Raw genomic sequence first — 14539 nt, forward strand, 5'->3', positions numbered from 1 at the left:
GGCCTGCTTCCGCCGGAGGGGGCCATCGGCAACATCACTCCGAGGAGCCGACTCGTCAACTCCCGCCCCTCCCGCGCGCTACGGTGGTCCGACCCCGTCCGCCCGGCAGCTCGGCAGGCGGACGGACCCGAGGCATCGCACAGCACGAGGTGGGGGCACAACAACGCCATGGCACAGGGCACGGTCCAGGTGACGCACACCGGCACATCGCGATGGCGCCGCCGCACGGGCGAGTACGCCTCCCTCTCCGCGGCCCTGGAGGCGGCAGCCGACGGCGACGTCCTCACCGTCGCGCCCGGCACCTACCGGGAGAACCTCGTCGTTCACCGCGCGGTGACCCTGCGCGGCCCCGAAGGGTCGGTCGGCTCCGTGCGGATCGCGCCGGTCGACGGCGTACCGCTGACCGTGCGCGCCTCCGCCGTCGTCCAGGACCTGCACATCGAGGGCCAGGATTCGGCGGCCCCCGCCCTGCTGATCGAGGACGGCACGGCAGACCTCTGCGACCTGCGGATCGTGACCCGGTCCGCCGCGGGCATCGAGGTGCGCGGCGCGGCCCGGCCCACCGTGCGGCGCTGCACCGTCGACAATCCGGCCGGGGTCGGCATCGCCGTACTGGACGGTGCGGGCGGGGTGTTCGAGAAGTGCGAGATCGTCTCTGCGGGCCAGTCCGGGATCTCGGTCCGCGACGGCGGCCATCCACGTCTGGACCGCTGCCGGATCCACCACACCTCGGGCGCGGGCATCGGCGTCACCGGCGAGGGCAGCGGCCTGGAGGCGTTCGGCTGCGAGGTGTACGAGATCAAGGGCAGCGGCATCCAGATCACCGCCCGCGCCTCGGCCCACCTCACCGACTGCACCGTGCACCGCACCTCGGCGGACGGCATCACCCTGGACACCGACGCGGTGCTGACGCTCGCCGACTGCGACATCCACGACATCCCGGAGAACGCCGTGGACCTGCGGTCGCGCTCGGTGCTCACACTGACCCGCTCCACGGTCCGCCGCTTCGGCCGCAACGGGCTCTCGGTCTGGGACCCGGGCACCCGGGTGGACGCCAACCAGTGCGAGATCCACGACAGTACGGGCGACTATCCGGCGGTCTGGGTCAGCGACGGGGCGACGGTGATACTGGACGCCTGCCGGGTGCACGACGTCCCCGACGCGATCTTCGTCCTCGACCGGGGCTCCCGCGCCGACGTCGTGGACAGCGACCTCTCCCAGATCCGCAACACCGCCGTCTCCGTGAGCGACGGAGCCACCGCCCAGCTGGACGACTGCCGCATCCGGGAGGCGTCCACCGGGGCCTGGTTCCGCGACCACGGCAGCGGCGGCACGCTGAACAACTGCACGATCGACGCGGCGCAGACCGGGGTCATCGTCACCAAGGGCGCGGACCCCACCATCGAGCGCTGCACCGTCACCTCGCCCGCCGAGGCGGGGTTCTACGTCTCGGCCGAGGGCCGGGGCACCTTCGAGAGCTGCCGGGTGACGGGCACCGAGGGCTACGGCTTCCACATCATGGAGGGCTGCCGCACCACTCTCACCCGCTGCCGCACCGAGCGGTGCGCCCGGGGCGGCTACGAGTTCCCCGAGGGCGACGGCGCCTCGGCGACCGGCCCGATCGTCCAGGACTGCACGAGCGACGAGAGCGGTCTGCGGACGGCACCGGCCCCGGCGCCCGCGGTGCTGACGGCCACCCTCTCGACACCCGGGCTGCTGAACACGATGCCCGGACAGCGCGCGGCCGAGCCCGCCGCCCCCGATCCGGCCGCCCCGGCGGAGCCCGCCCGTGATTCCTCGGCGGTCCTCGGCGAACTGGACGCGCTGGTGGGGCTGGACAGCGTCAAGCGCGAGGTGCGGGCGCTGACCGACATGATCGAGGTGGGCCGCCGCCGCCAGGAGGCCGGGCTGAAGGCCGCTTCGGTCCGCCGCCACCTCGTCTTCACCGGCTCCCCCGGCACGGGCAAGACCACCGTCGCCCGGCTGTACGGGGAGATCCTGGCCTCGCTCGGGGTGCTGGAGCGCGGCCATCTGGTGGAGGTGTCCCGGGTCGACCTGGTCGGCGAGCACATCGGCTCGACGGCGATCCGGACCCAGGAGGCGTTCGACCGGGCGCGCGGCGGGGTGCTCTTCGTCGACGAGGCGTACGCCCTGTCCCCCGAGGACTCCGGCCGGGACTTCGGCCGGGAGGCCATCGACACGCTGGTGAAGCTGATGGAGGACCACCGGGACGCGGTGGTCGTGATCGTCGCCGGGTACACCCACGAGATGGAGCGGTTCCTCACCGTCAACCCCGGTGTGGCCTCCCGATTCTCCCGGACCATCACCTTCAGCGACTACGTGCCCGAGGAGCTGCTGCGGATCGTCGAGCAGCAGGCCGAGGAACATGAGTACAGCCTGGCCGACGGGACCGGGGAAGCGTTGTTGAAGCACTTCACCGCGCTCCCCAAGGGTCCCGCGTTCGGCAACGGCCGCACCGCGCGCCAGACCTTCGAGTCGATGGTGGAGCGGCACGCGGGCCGGGTCGCCCAGCTCGCCGAGACGAGCACGGACGACCTGACCCTGCTCTACCCGGAGGACCTTCCCGAACTGCCCTTGTGACCGTCTCTCCGCATCCGCGCCTCCGCCTGTCCTTGCGGCTGTCCCTCCGCCTGGCGGGGCACGATCGGGCCCAGCTCCTCCAGGAGGGCGGCCCGCTGCTCGGCGAAGGCCGGATCGGCCTGGTAGTCGGAGTGGCCCAGGATCGGTTCGGGCAGCGGGAGCTCGGTGGTCCGCCCGTAGGCCAGGGGGTCCTTCAGCGGCCCCCGGTCGACGCCCGGGTCGGGGTCGGTGCTGATGCGGACGGGCCCGCCGATCGGGTCGGTGGCCCGCCACAGATTGCGCCAGCAGTGCACCGAGCGGTGCAGCCCGAGCAGGGGCACGGGGCCGAAGTAGGCGGGGAACCACCGCCCGTACAGCCGCTCCAGGGGTGACCCGTAGGTGAGCAGCGCGACCCGGCTGCGCGCCGCGTCGGGCAGCTGCCACACGGCGGAGGCGGCGAGGACGCTGCCCTGCGAGTGGCCCGATATGACGAGCCGGCCCCGGGGCATGGTCGTGGTCCAGGCGGACATCCGGGAGGCGAGGTCGGGTACGGCGCGCTCGGCGTAGCAGGGGGGTGCGAAGGGGTGGGCGGCGCGCGGCCAGAAGGTGCCGACGTCCCAGAGTATGCCGATGGTGCGGCGGGCCGAGGCGTCCTTGTAGGCGCGGCGGCCCCCCGCGACGAAGAGCACGAAGCCCAGGCCGACCAGCCAGGACCCGGTCGACTGCGCGGCCTCGGCGAGTGATTCGAGGAACGGCGTGCTGCCGTCCGCGGCCCGTCCCGGCACCTCGTTGCTGCGCCAGGAGCCGACGATCGCGCCCGCCCCGAGCAGCAGGGTGGCGGCGGAGACCACGCCGACGATCCAGGGTGCGGAGTCGGTGAGGGCGGCGGTGGCACGGATGCGGGCGATGCGGCGGGTCCGGGCGCGGTCGGGCGGTTCGGGGGCGTACTCCGCCTCGACGAGCGGGCCGAGGCGGCGGGCGGTGCGCGCGGTGCGGACGACGAGCACCACGACCGGGCAGAGCAGGAGCAGCAGGAGGACCGGGATGACGGAGGCCTGCCAGCTGAGCAGGACGGGCGGCCCGGCCATGTCGGCCTGGTCCATGCCCGGGGTGCCGGGCCCGTCCAGCCAGTCGGCGACACGCTGGGCGACTCCGCCGGTCATCACGCCGCCGAGGGCGCAGGCGAGCATGGCGACCGCGGGGCCGCCGAGTCCGTACAGGATGGTCCGGGGTTCGGGAGTGCGGCGGTGGAGGCTGCGGGCGACCAGGGCGAGCGCGACGACGAGGACGCCCTGGCCGAGGGCGAGCAGCCGGAAGGCGGTCTCGCCGGGCAGGCTGCCCGAGGACTGCCAGGCAGGGCGCGACCAGGACGCGTGGAGGACGGCGAGGGCGAGCAGGGCCAGTGCGGAGCCGGGCAGATAGGTGGTGAGGGCGCAGTCCAGCCGGGTGTCGCGGACCCGTTCGCTGCGCCCTCGGCGGCAGACGACCCACACGGCGACCAGGGCGCACAGCACGATGCCTCCCTCGACGGCCGCGCCGAGCGCCTGGGGCACCGGGCTGTCGGGGGTCCGGTCGTAGCGGGCGGCGGCGCCGGTGACCGCCGCGGCGACGGTCAGGAATCCGATCGCCGTGTGGGCGGCCCGGAGCCGGGCGACGAGTCGGCGGCCGTACCAGAAGCCGGGGCGGCCGAGCGCGGGGCGGACCGGGGCGGGTGGCCGCCCCCGGGCTCCGTCGGCGTCCGGGGCGGGCACGGTGAGAGGGCTGGGCGCGTCGGGGGCGAGGGAGTCCGGGGCGGGGGCGCCGGGGCCGTGGGCCTCCTCAGCCCCGTCGGGGTCGTTCTCGTCGACGTCCGTACCGTCCAGGGGGCCCTGGGACTCGTACGCGCTCCAGGTGCGGTGGGACAGATACCACAGGAGCCCCACCAGAGCCGTGGGCAAGAGGGCCGCGAAGGCGATCCGACGCCCGGGCTGCGACCACCAGCTGCCCTGATGTGCCGACAGAAAGCCCAGCCAGGAACGGCGTTCGGCGCAGCTCCGGGTGCCCGCGCACTGCCAGGCCACCAGGTCCAGGGCGACTTCGCAGGCCGCCGCGGTCAGCAGCACCGTGAGGCTGAGCGCGACGAGCCGCACCAGGACGCCGTACAGCCGGACCGCGCGGGTGCGGCCGGTGGCGGTGGGGCGCATCCAGTGGGCGAGGTTGACCACCATGAACGGCAGGAGCAGCAGCCACAGGGCACGGGAGCTGTTGCCGGAGGTGAGGCCGGACCAGCAGTACGCCTCGGCGACGGGCTCGTCCCGGTAGCGCTCGGGGTGCTTCTCGCCGTGGGCGTCGTCGGTGCGCCGGTACACGGCGGCGGTCGCGTCCCCGGTGACCCGGACCGTACGGGGATCGCCCAGCACCTCCTGCGGGGTGGCGCCGCCGACGCCGTGGACGAGCAGTTCCAGCGCTGTTCCGGTGGCCTGCGCGGGCGGTGCCGCGGGGGGCGGGGTGGCGGGAGACAAGGGGGACTCTCTCTCGGACGCGTCGGGCCTGGCGGCGGACGGGGAATCGGGGAAGCAGTACGCGGAGGCGGAGGTGCGGGCCCCTGAGCCGGGCCCAGGATTGCGGGCTCGGGGCGGGCGCGTGAGCGGTCTCACGGAATCTCCCCAGGTGGTACGCGGGACATGCCTGCGTGGCAGGATGAGCGTGTGTCGCAGACCGCTGCGGACCGTACGGCCAGAGGGAAGGAACGGGCCCGGCGTTGAGCGAGAATCAGAACCTCCTCGCGGAGCAGCGCCGTGCGCTGATCCTCGACGAGGTGCGCAGGCGGGGCGGGGTCCGGGTCAATGAGCTGACCCGCAAACTGAACGTCTCCGACATGACGATCCGTCGGGACCTGGACGCGCTTTCCCGGCAGGGTGTCATCGAGAAGGTCCACGGCGGCGCGGTCCCGGTCGTCGAGCCGAGTACGCACGAGCCCGGGTTCGAGGCGAAGTCGGCGCTGGAGCTGAGTGCCAAGGAGGACATCGCGCGGGCGGCGGCGGCGCTGGCGGTGCCCGGCAGCGCGATCGCGCTCTCGGGCGGGACGACGACGTTCGCGCTGGCCCGGCATCTGCTGGAGGTGCCGGATCTGACGGTGGTCACCAACTCGGTGCGGGTGGCGGATGTGTTCCACGACGCGCAGCGTCCGGCCGCCGGACGGGGCACGCGCCCCGGGGCGGCGACGGTGGTGCTGACGGGCGGGGTGCGTACGCCGTCGGACTCGCTGGTGGGCCCGGTCGCCGACCGGGCCATCGACGCGCTCCACTTCGATGTGCTGTTCCTCGGTGTGCACGGCATCTCGACCGAGGCGGGGCTGTCGACGCCCAATCTCGCGGAGGCCGAGACCAACCGCCGCTTCGTCCGGGCGGCGCGCCGGATCGTGGTGGTGGCCGACCACACCAAGTGGGGCACGGTGGGGCTGAGTTCCTTCGCCGCGCTGGAGGAGGTCGACACGTTCGTCACGGACGCGGGTCTGGCTCCCGAAGTGCGCGGGGAGATCGCGGAGCATCTGCCGGGCCTGCTGGTGGCGGGCGAGTCCCCCGCCCGCACCTCACCCTCCGGCGCTTCGCCCGCCTCGGGGGGCTGACGGGGGGGGCGGTTTTGATGCTGACGTGGGCCTCCGCGGATTCCGTTCGGCTCGCCGCAGCTCCACCGGCACCCCATAGGATCGCAGGGTGGCCGTCTTCCGGATCGAGCGCTTCCCTCCTCTCCCCGCAGCCGAGGCCTGGCGCCGGGTGACCGACTGGGAACGGCACGCCGCGCAGGTGCCGTTGACCGCGATCTCGGTGCCGACGGGACTGCCCACGCAGGTCGGGACGGTTTTCGTGGCGCGTACGGGCCTGGGGCCGCTGGCCTTCGACGACCCGATGGAAGTGGTGCGGTGGACCCCGCCCGCCGGTGGCCGGGCCGGGGTGTGCCGGTTGGAGAAGCGGGGGTCAGTGGTACTGGGCCGGGCCTCGATCGATGTGCTTCCGACGGATTCCGGTTCCCATGTGGTGTGGGTCGAGGAGCTGCGGGTACGGCTGGTGCCGGGGTGGGGTGACCCGCTCATCGCCTCCACCGGGCGCCGGGTGTTCGGCAGAGTGCTGGACGCGCTTCTCGCCTCGCCCGGTACGACCTGAGGTCTGCCGGGGCGCACGCCGGAGATCACCAACGATCGGTCGGCCGTTCCCGTTCGGGTGATGCTGCCGTCACACGTTTGACTCGTTGGCCGGTATGACATCCCCACCACCGCCGGAAGGCGTGGTCACGCCGATCCATCAGCCGCGGCGCCGGACCGACGCACGGTCCGGACCGGCTCGAGCGGGCTGCCGCGCCTCGGGCACCGGACGCGGGGCGGCACGCTGACGGCGGGTGCGCCGTACAGCGGCGTCCGTGCCGCCGTACGGGGGTCCCCGGCCGGTCCACCCGGCCGTCCGGTGCCAGACTCGGACAGGTGACGGACGAAACAGATCACGCCGACGCCCCGGGGCTTGCCGACCGGCCCCCGGCGCGCGCTCTGGTGACCGGTGCCACCGGCTACATCGGCGGTCGGCTGGTGCCCGCCCTGCTGGACTCCGGACACCGGGTGCGCGCCCTGGCCAGAACGCCGCGGAAGCTGCGCGACTACCCCTGGGTGGACCGGGTCGAGGTGGTCCGCGGCGATGTCACCGACGCGGAGTCGCTGGCGGAGGCGATGCGGGACGTCGATGTGGCGTACTACCTGGTGCACGCGCTCGGCTCCGGCGCGGACTTCGAGGAGACGGACCGCAAGGCCGCCCGGACCTTCGGCGAGCAGGCACGTGCCGCGGGGGTGCGCCGGATCGTGTACCTGGGCGGGCTGACCCCGGCCGGGGTGCCGGAGAGGGAGCTGTCGCCGCATCTGCGGTCACGGGCCGAGGTGGGCCGGATCCTGCTGGACTCCGGGGTGCCCACGGCGGTGCTGCGGGCGGCGGTGGTCATCGGGTCGGGATCCGCGTCGTTCGAGATGCTGCGCTATCTGACGGAGCGGCTGCCGCTGATGATCACCCCGAGCTGGGTACGGACCCGTATCCAGCCGGTGGCCGTACGGGACGTGATCCGGTATCTGGTGGGGTGCGCGTCGCTGCCCGACGAGGTGAACCGGACCTTCGACATCGGTGGCCCGGACGTCATGACGTACCGGGACATGATGCAGCGCTACGCCCGGGTGGCAAGGCTGCCGCGGCGGCTGATCCTGCCCGTGCCGGTGCTCACACCGACGCTGTCCAGCCGCTGGGTGGGTCTGGTCACCCCGGTGCCCAGCTCCATCGCCCGTCCGCTCACGGAGTCGCTGCGCCACGAGGTGGTCTGCCGGGAGGACGGCATCAGGCGCTACGTCCCCGATCCGCCGGACGGGACCGTCGGCTTCGACCGGGCGCTGCGGCTGGCCCTCCAGCGCATCCAGGAGGCGCAGGTCGACACCCGCTGGTCCACCGCCTCGGTGCCCGGAGCGCCGAGCGATCCGCTGCCCACCGACCCGGACTGGGCGGGCGGCAGCCTGTACCGCGACGAGCGGGAACTGCCCGTTCCGGTCGCCCCGGACGCGCTGTGGCGGGTGATCGAGGGCATCGGCGGGGAGAACGGCTGGTATTCCTTCCCGCTGGCCTGGGCGGTACGCGGCTGGCTCGACCGGATCGTCGGCGGGGTGGGGCTGCGGCGCGGCCGACGGGACGCCCAGCGGCTGCGGGTGGGCGACTCGCTGGACTTCTGGCGGGTGGAGGAGATCGTGCCAGGCGAACTGCTGCGGCTGCGGGCGGAGATGCGGCTGCCGGGCCTGGCCTGGCTGGAACTGACAGCGCGCGGCGACGAGCACGGCCGGACCGTCTACGGGCAACGCGCCCTGTTCCATCCGCACGGACTGCTCGGCCATGCGTACTGGTGGAGCGTGTGGCCCTTCCACTCGGTGGTCTTCGGGGGGATGGCGCGGAACATCACTCGGGCGGCCGGGGCCGAGGCGGAGCGGCGGCACGGACCAGTGGCCGACAGTGGTACAGACAACTGAGGGCCCGCCCGCTATGGTGTGCGCGGCTCCATCCGCCGCAGACCGCCGGGAGGTGCATGCGATGGCACGCCGACTCCGTACCGTAGGACTGGAGTTCGTCGATTCCGCGCCGATGCGTCTGGTGTTCGCCGCCGAGGTGTCCGCGCCGGCGGACGTGGTGTACCGGGCGCTCGCCGAGGACGTCGCGTCCTGGCCGTCCTGGTTCACCGCCGTCACCCGGGCCACGCCCACCGATGCGGGCGCGGGCCGGGAGGTGCGGCTGAGGGGCGGGGTCCGTTTCCACGAGACGATCATGGCCGCCGAGCCGGACGAGCGGTACGCCTACCGGGCCGACGAGACCAACGCCCCCGGCCTGCGGGCCCTGCTGGAGGAGTGGCGGCTCACCCCGGAAGGGTCCGGGACCCGGGTTCAGTGGACCTTCGCCGCCGACGGGACGGGGCTGTTCCGCCTGGTGCTGAGCCTGGGGCGGGCGGGGGTGGGCCGGTCCTTCCGGGACGCCGTGCGGCGCCTGGACGCGCGGCTGGCGAGCACGACGCCCTGAACGCGCCGGGGCCCTTCCTCGGCCGGGTCAGCAGGGCCAGGTGCCGGTGGAGAGGAAGTCATCGACGGCGGCGGCGTACGGGGCGATGTCCAGACCCTGCTCCTCCAGCCAGGAGTCGGAGTAGTACTTGTCCAGGTAGCGGTCGCCCGGGTCGCACAGCAGCGTGACGACACTGCCCTTCTCCCCCTGCTCCACCATCTCGGCGATCAGCTTGAACGCGCTCCAGAGCCCGGTACCGGTGGACCCGCCCGCCTTGCGGCCGATGGCCCGCTCCAGGGCGCGGACGGCGGCGACGCTGGCCGCGTCGGGGACCTTCATCATGCGGTCGATGGCGCCGGGCACGAAGCTGGGCTCCATCCGGGGGCGGCCGATGCCCTCGATCCGCGAACCGCAGTCACTGGTGGCGTGCGGGTCGTGGTGGGTCCAGCCGTCGAAGAAGCAGGAGTTCTCCGGGTCGGGCACGCAGATGCGGGTGTCGTGCTGGAGGTAGTGCACGTAGCGGGCGATGGTCGCCGAGGTGCCGCCGGTGCCGGCGGTGGCGACGATCCAGGCGGGTTCCGGATAGCGCTCCAACCGGAGCTGCTGGTAGATCGACTCGGCGATGTTGTTGTTGCCGCGCCAGTCGGTGGCGCGCTCCGCGTAGGTGAACTGGTCCATGTAGTGTCCGCCGGTCTCGGCGGCGAGGGCGGCGGACTGCTCGTACATCGTGCGCGAGTCGTCGACGAAGTGGCACTGCCCGCCGTGGAATTCGATCAGGCGGCACTTCTCCGGGCTGGTGGTGCGGGGCATCACGGCGATGAACGGGACGCCGATCAGCTTGGCGAAGTACGCCTCCGACACGGCGGTCGAGCCGCTGGACGCCTCGATGACCGGCTTTCCGGGCCGGATCCAGCCGTTGCAGAGCCCGTAGAGGAAGAGCGAGCGCGCGAGGCGGTGCTTGAGGCTGCCGGTGGGGTGCGTCGACTCGTCCTTGAGGTAGAGGTCGATACCCCACTCCTCGGGCAGTGGGAAGCGCAGCAGATGGGTGTCGGCCGAACGGTTCGCGTCGGCCTGCACCTTGCGGACGGCCTCCTTCAGCCAGGCCCGGTACTCCGGGTCGCTGCGGTCGACGTCCACGGTCGCCGCGGGCCCGCGTACCTGTCCGTGCTCAGTGGTGTCCATCCGCGTGCTCCCGCTTGTCGTGGCTCTGGTCTTCCTCCCTCCACGATATGCCCCCCACCTGCACAAACGGTCGCTTTGATGGTCCATAGCAGTGCCTTTGGCCCACACCTGGGAGGCGGCTGTGACGGGCGGTGCCGCCTGCCGCGCACCGTACGCCGGTGCGCCCTGGCGATCCGGCCCGCGCCGGTGCACACTGCACAGCAGGAGTAGCGACGAAGGGGGGCGAATTCGCAGTGGCGGACGTCGAGTTCTGTGCGTCGGGGGTCAGGATCGAACGCTTCACCCGATCGCTGACCAGGGCCGGTCAGGTGGTCGTCAAGGACGGCAGGCTGTCTCTGCTCACGAGCAACGGGCGGGAGATCGACAGCGCCCCGGTGGGCACGGTCAGCGCGGGCAAGCGGTGGTTCGCGGCGGCGGATTCGGCGATCGCCCGGGTGAACGGGGTGCGCTACCGGTTGACGATGGGGCAGCGCAACCGCAGACGCGACGGGTCCGCTCCGGTACGGCGTTTCCTGGAGGCTCTGCGCAGCGCGCGCGGCCGCCGGACCTGACCTGCCGGGCGGGCTGAGAGTGGCCCGGTCCGCTGCCGCACCGCTCCGCCGCGAGTTGCGGAGCCGTATCCCCTGGGCCACGCTGGTCCCATGTCACTGAAGGTGCACCCTCGGTGACAGAGCGATCCGCTCCACGGGCCGGGTCGCGCGACACGAGCAGACACGACAAGAGCAGAGCGGATGCGGCAGTCAGTCGTCCGCCGGCGCCGTTCGCATCTCTTCTTCTTCCGGACCTATTTCGGGGAGTCGCAGCCGTGATCAGCGAGCCAAGCAGGCACTGCACGGTGGAGCTCCAGGCCCTGCCGTCGCGGATCGGTCAGGTCCGCAGAATCATCTCGGCGCAGCTGCGCTACTGGCATCTCGATCCTCTGATCGACCAGGCAGCCCTGGGCGTCACCGAGCTTCTCACCAATGTCCACCGGCACGCACAGCCGGACAAGTCATGCACCGTCGACATCGAGCTGCTGCTCGACCGGCTGACGGTCTCCGTCCACGACCACGACCCGCGCCTGCCCACGATGAACGAGCCGGACTCGTTCGCCACGTCGGGCCGGGGCCTGGCGCTGATCGCCGCCGTCAGCGAGAGCTGGGGCGTGCGGCCGGTCGGCCCGTCCGGGAAGGCGGTCTGGTTCACCCTCCCAGCGGCCACGACCGCATCGACCCTGCCCCCGCTCGCGGTCTACGGGTCGACGACCGACGGACCGTTCACGTCCGTGACCATCACCGCCGAGGACATCGCGGCCCAGCCCGCCCGGTCGGCCGTCGTCGGCTGACCGGGCGGGCAGGCCCCTCCGGCGGGGCGGCTTCACGCCGTGCTGCCGCCCGTGCGCCGCCCGAACTGTTGGTCCAGCACGGAGAGTCGGCGCCCGTGAACAGCAGGACCCAGGGGCCGGGCCCGCCGGAGCACGCCAGGGTGTTCGTCTCGGTCAGCTCCCTCGTTCACGGACGGCGCGGCGCCTTACTTCCGGTCACTTCCGAGCCTGCCCGCGGGAGAGGGTGCGGGGCGTCGTACGGCGGGCGGCCGTGTGCGTACTCCGGGGGAGCGGCCGAGCCCTCCGGGCGTTCCTCCGAATCCCTTCAGGCCAGCGCGGCGAGGGGGTCGTCGAGGACCGGCTGCCAGGCCAGTTCGGCGGCGCCCACGAGGCTGTTGTGGGCGAGGGTGCACGGCAGGATCGGCACACTGCCGCTGCGCCCCCACAGGCTGCGGTCGGCGACGACGGCTCGCAGCCGCTCGGCGTCCGCCTCCAGCAGTTCGCGGTGGAGTCCGCCGAGGATGATCCGGTCCGGGTTGAGGATGTTGACCAGGCCCGCGAGGCCCAGCCCCAGGCGGTCGATCAACGCCTCGGCGGCGTTGCGTACGTCGGCGTCCTCGTACTCCGTACGCAGCAGGTCACCGGCCTGCTTGAGGAGCGACTCCTCCGGGCCGGGGTCGCGGCGCGCGGTGGTGAGGAAGGCCAGCGGGTCGGTCTCCACGTCGAGGCAGCCGCGCCCGCCGCAGTGACAGGGCCGGCCCTCGGGGTTCACGGTGAGATGGCCCACCTCCAGCGCCAGGCCCGAACTGCCGCTGTGCAGGCGGCCGTCGAGGACGAGGGCACCGCCGACGCCACGGTGGCCAGTGGCGACGCAGAGCAGGTGCTGGGCACCGCGCCCCGCTCCGTGCCGGTGTTCGGCCAGGGCGGCGAGGTTGACGTCGTTGCCGGTGAACGCGGGTCCGGCGATGCCCGCTTCACGGACGCAGGCGGCGAAGATGTCCCGGACCGGGGAGCCCGCGGGCCAGGCGAGGTGCAGCGGGTTGAGCGCGGTCCCCTCGGGTTCGGCCACCGCCGACGGCACGGCGAGGCCCGCGCCGACGCAGCGCAGCCCGCTCTCGCGCAGCAGCCGCGCCCCCGCGGCCACCACCTCGCCGAGCACCTGCGCGGGGTCGGCCATCACCGCGACGCAGCCCGGCGATGTGGCGACAATCCGGCCGCCGAGTCCGACGAGCGCGGCCCGGAAGCCGTCGGCGTGCACCTGGGCGGCGAGGGCGACGGGGCCGGTCTCCAGGACGGCCAGCCGGTGCGAGGGACGGCCCTGGGAACCGGCCGCCGACCCGGGGCTGGAGTCGACCCGGATCAGCCCGAGCGCCTCCAGTTCCGCGGCGACCGCCCCGGCGGTGGCGCGGGTGACGCCGAGTTCGGAGGTGAGGACGGCCCGTGTGGGGGCGCGTCCGGTGTGGACCAGTTCCAGCGCGGGCCCGAGCGCGCTGCGGCCCCTCTCCAACTTCGTCCGGGTGGTGGTCGCCTTGCCGTTCATGGGGGCGAGTCTCCCATGATCCGAAGGCGCCCCGGACGCCGAGGGACCCGGTAGCGGTCACCGCATCACCCCCGGGACGTGCGGTGCGCAGCGGTGTTGCGCCGGCTGTCGGCGCCCCCCTATGCTGACTTTGTGCCGCAACTAAACAAACTGCGGACGGCCCTACCCGGGGGACCTGGCGGAGACACCGCCCCACCCGCGTCGGCCCGCCTCCGTACCGCGCTGACCGTGTTCTTCGCCCTCGACGGCTTCCTCTTCGCCGGCTGGGTGGTCCGCATCCCGGCCATCAAGCAGCAGACCGGAGCCTCCGCCTCCGCCCTTGGCCTCGCCCTGCTCGGGGTCTCCGCGGGCGCGGTGATCACCATGATGCTCACCGGCCGCCTCTGCCGCCGTTACGGCAGCCATGCCGTCACCGTGGCCTGCGGCATCCTCCTCCCCCTGAGCATCGCCCTGCCCGCGCAGACCCACTCGCCTCTCTCGCTCGGCCTCGTCCTGCTGGTGTTCGGCGCGGCGTACGGCGGGATGAACGTGGCGATGAACAGCGCGGCGGTCGACCTGGTCGCCGAGCTGCGCCGCCCCGTGATGCCCAGCTTCCACGCGGCGTTCAGCCTCGGCGGCATGATCGGGGCCGGGCTCGGCGGGCTGGTCGCGGGCGGCCTCTCCGCCTCCGCCCATCTCTTCCTCCTGGCCGGGGTCGGCCTCCTCGTCACCGCCTTCGCCGGACCCTCACTGCTGCGCCACCGCCCGGACACGGTTGTGGAGGCAGCCGTACCGGAGGCCGTCGGCCCGCGCCCGGCCCAGCAGCGGCTGACGCCCCGGGCCCGCCGCATCGTCGCGCTCTTCGGCGTGATCGCCCTGTGCACGGCGTACGGCGAAGGGGCCCTGGCCGACTGGGGCGCTCTGCACCTGGAACAGGACCTGGGCGCACACCCCGGGCTCGCCGCCGCCGGATACGCGTTGTTCGCCCTGACCATGACGGTGGGGCGGCTGACCGGGACCCTGCTCCTGGAACGGCTCGGCCAGACCCGCACCCTCGTCCTCGGCGGGGCGACAGCGGCGGCCGGCATGCTGCTCGGCTCGCTGGCGCCGACCGCGTGGCTCGCGCTGGCCGGGTTCGCGGTCACCGGCCTGGGGCTGGCCAACATCTTCCCGGTCGCCGTGGGCCGGGCCGGCGAACTGGCCGGGCCGAGCGGAGTGGCCGCCGCGTCGACACTCGGCTACGGCGGGATGCTGCTGGGCCCGCCCGCGATCGGCTTCCTCGCCGACTGGTTCTCGCTGCCAGTGGCACTGACGACGGTGGCCCTGCTGGCCGCGGCGGCCGCCGCACTGGGCTACGGAGCCCGCAACGCCACGCGCACGTGACCGGCCCCGTGCGCCTGATCGACACTCCTC

General features: G+C 73.4%; 11 protein-coding genes. 8 read left to right on the top strand and 3 right to left on the bottom strand.

All coding sequences use genetic code 11. The features are described from left to right. Positions 1–168 precede the first annotated feature (168 nt). Positions 169–2601, top strand: coding sequence for a right-handed parallel beta-helix repeat-containing protein (locus RI138_RS01695; RefSeq protein ID WP_311118461.1), 2433 nt, complete (start codon positions 169–171; stop codon positions 2599–2601). Here the strand turns inward: RI138_RS01695 and RI138_RS01700 are convergent. Further along, positions 2568–5081, bottom strand: a complete 2514-nt coding sequence (locus tag RI138_RS01700; RefSeq protein ID WP_311118462.1) for a hypothetical protein — start codon at positions 5079–5081, stop codon at positions 2568–2570. The genes RI138_RS01695 and RI138_RS01700 overlap by 34 nt on opposite strands. 239 nt (positions 5082–5320) lie before the next feature. Here RI138_RS01700 and RI138_RS01705 point away from each other — a divergent pair, with 239 nt between their 5' ends. The 4 genes from RI138_RS01705 to RI138_RS01720 all read left to right on the top strand — a co-directional run bounded on the left by RI138_RS01705 (position 5321) and on the right by RI138_RS01720 (position 9143). After that, entirely contained in the window at positions 5321–6187 is an 867-nt protein-coding gene (locus RI138_RS01705) for a DeoR/GlpR family DNA-binding transcription regulator (RefSeq protein WP_311118463.1), read from the top strand. Positions 6188–6275: 88 nt separating this feature from the next. After that, a complete protein-coding gene (locus tag RI138_RS01710; RefSeq protein ID WP_096632958.1) occupies positions 6276–6722 on the top strand; it encodes an SRPBCC family protein in 447 nt (148 codons plus the stop codon). A gap of 314 nt (positions 6723–7036) precedes the next feature. Next, entirely contained in the window at positions 7037–8602 is a 1566-nt protein-coding gene (locus tag RI138_RS01715; protein ID WP_311118464.1) for an SDR family oxidoreductase, read from the top strand. Positions 8603–8663: 61 nt separating this feature from the next. Further along, positions 8664–9143 carry an SRPBCC family protein gene (locus RI138_RS01720; protein ID WP_311118465.1) on the top strand — a complete coding sequence of 160 codons (480 nt, stop codon included), beginning with the start codon at positions 8664–8666 and terminating at the stop codon, positions 9141–9143. A 27-nt stretch (positions 9144–9170) separates the two neighbouring features. Here RI138_RS01720 and RI138_RS01725 read toward each other — a convergent pair whose 3' ends face one another. Next, positions 9171–10304, bottom strand: coding sequence for an L-cysteine desulfhydrase Cds1 (locus RI138_RS01725; RefSeq protein WP_096632879.1), 1134 nt, complete (start codon positions 10302–10304; stop codon positions 9171–9173). A gap of 233 nt (positions 10305–10537) precedes the next feature. Here RI138_RS01725 and RI138_RS01730 point away from each other — a divergent pair, with 233 nt between their 5' ends. Together RI138_RS01730 and RI138_RS01735 are read left to right on the top strand one after the other, a co-directional pair. Continuing rightward, on the top strand, positions 10538–10855 hold the full coding sequence (locus RI138_RS01730; RefSeq protein ID WP_311118466.1) for a hypothetical protein: 318 nt from the start codon (positions 10538–10540) through the stop codon (positions 10853–10855). Between the two features lie 254 nt (positions 10856–11109). Further along, positions 11110–11628 (top strand): ATP-binding protein, encoded by a 519-nt coding sequence (locus RI138_RS01735; RefSeq protein WP_311118467.1) that lies wholly within the window; start codon positions 11110–11112, stop codon positions 11626–11628. Between the two features lie 304 nt (positions 11629–11932). Here the strand turns inward: RI138_RS01735 and RI138_RS01740 are convergent, their stop codons facing one another. Further along, a complete protein-coding gene (locus tag RI138_RS01740; RefSeq protein ID WP_311118468.1) occupies positions 11933–13147 on the bottom strand; it encodes an ROK family protein in 1215 nt (404 codons plus the stop codon). 228 nt (positions 13148–13375) lie between these two features. Here RI138_RS01740 and RI138_RS01745 point away from each other — a divergent pair, with 228 nt between their 5' ends. Further along, positions 13376–14509: an MFS transporter gene (locus RI138_RS01745; protein WP_311118469.1), complete on the top strand. Its 1134-nt coding sequence runs from the start codon at positions 13376–13378 to the stop codon at positions 14507–14509. Positions 14510–14539: the final 30 nt, after the last annotated feature.

This window comes from Streptomyces durocortorensis (genome assembly GCF_031760065.1).
In the GTDB taxonomy this organism is placed as follows: Bacteria; Actinomycetota; Actinomycetes; order Streptomycetales; family Streptomycetaceae; genus Streptomyces.

Excerpts from the sequence above, each read along its gene's own strand:
- RI138_RS01725 (WP_096632879.1), bottom strand. The coding sequence starts at position 10,304 with ATGGACACCACTGAGCACGGACAGGTACGCGGGCCCGCGGCGACCGTG.
- RI138_RS01720 (WP_311118465.1), top strand. The coding sequence starts at position 8,664 with ATGGCACGCCGACTCCGTACCGTAGGACTGGAGTTCGTCGATTCCGCG.
- RI138_RS01695 (WP_311118461.1), top strand. The coding sequence starts at position 169 with ATGGCACAGGGCACGGTCCAGGTGACGCACACCGGCACATCGCGATGG.
- RI138_RS01740 (WP_311118468.1), bottom strand. The coding sequence starts at position 13,147 with ATGAACGGCAAGGCGACCACCACCCGGACGAAGTTGGAGAGGGGCCGC.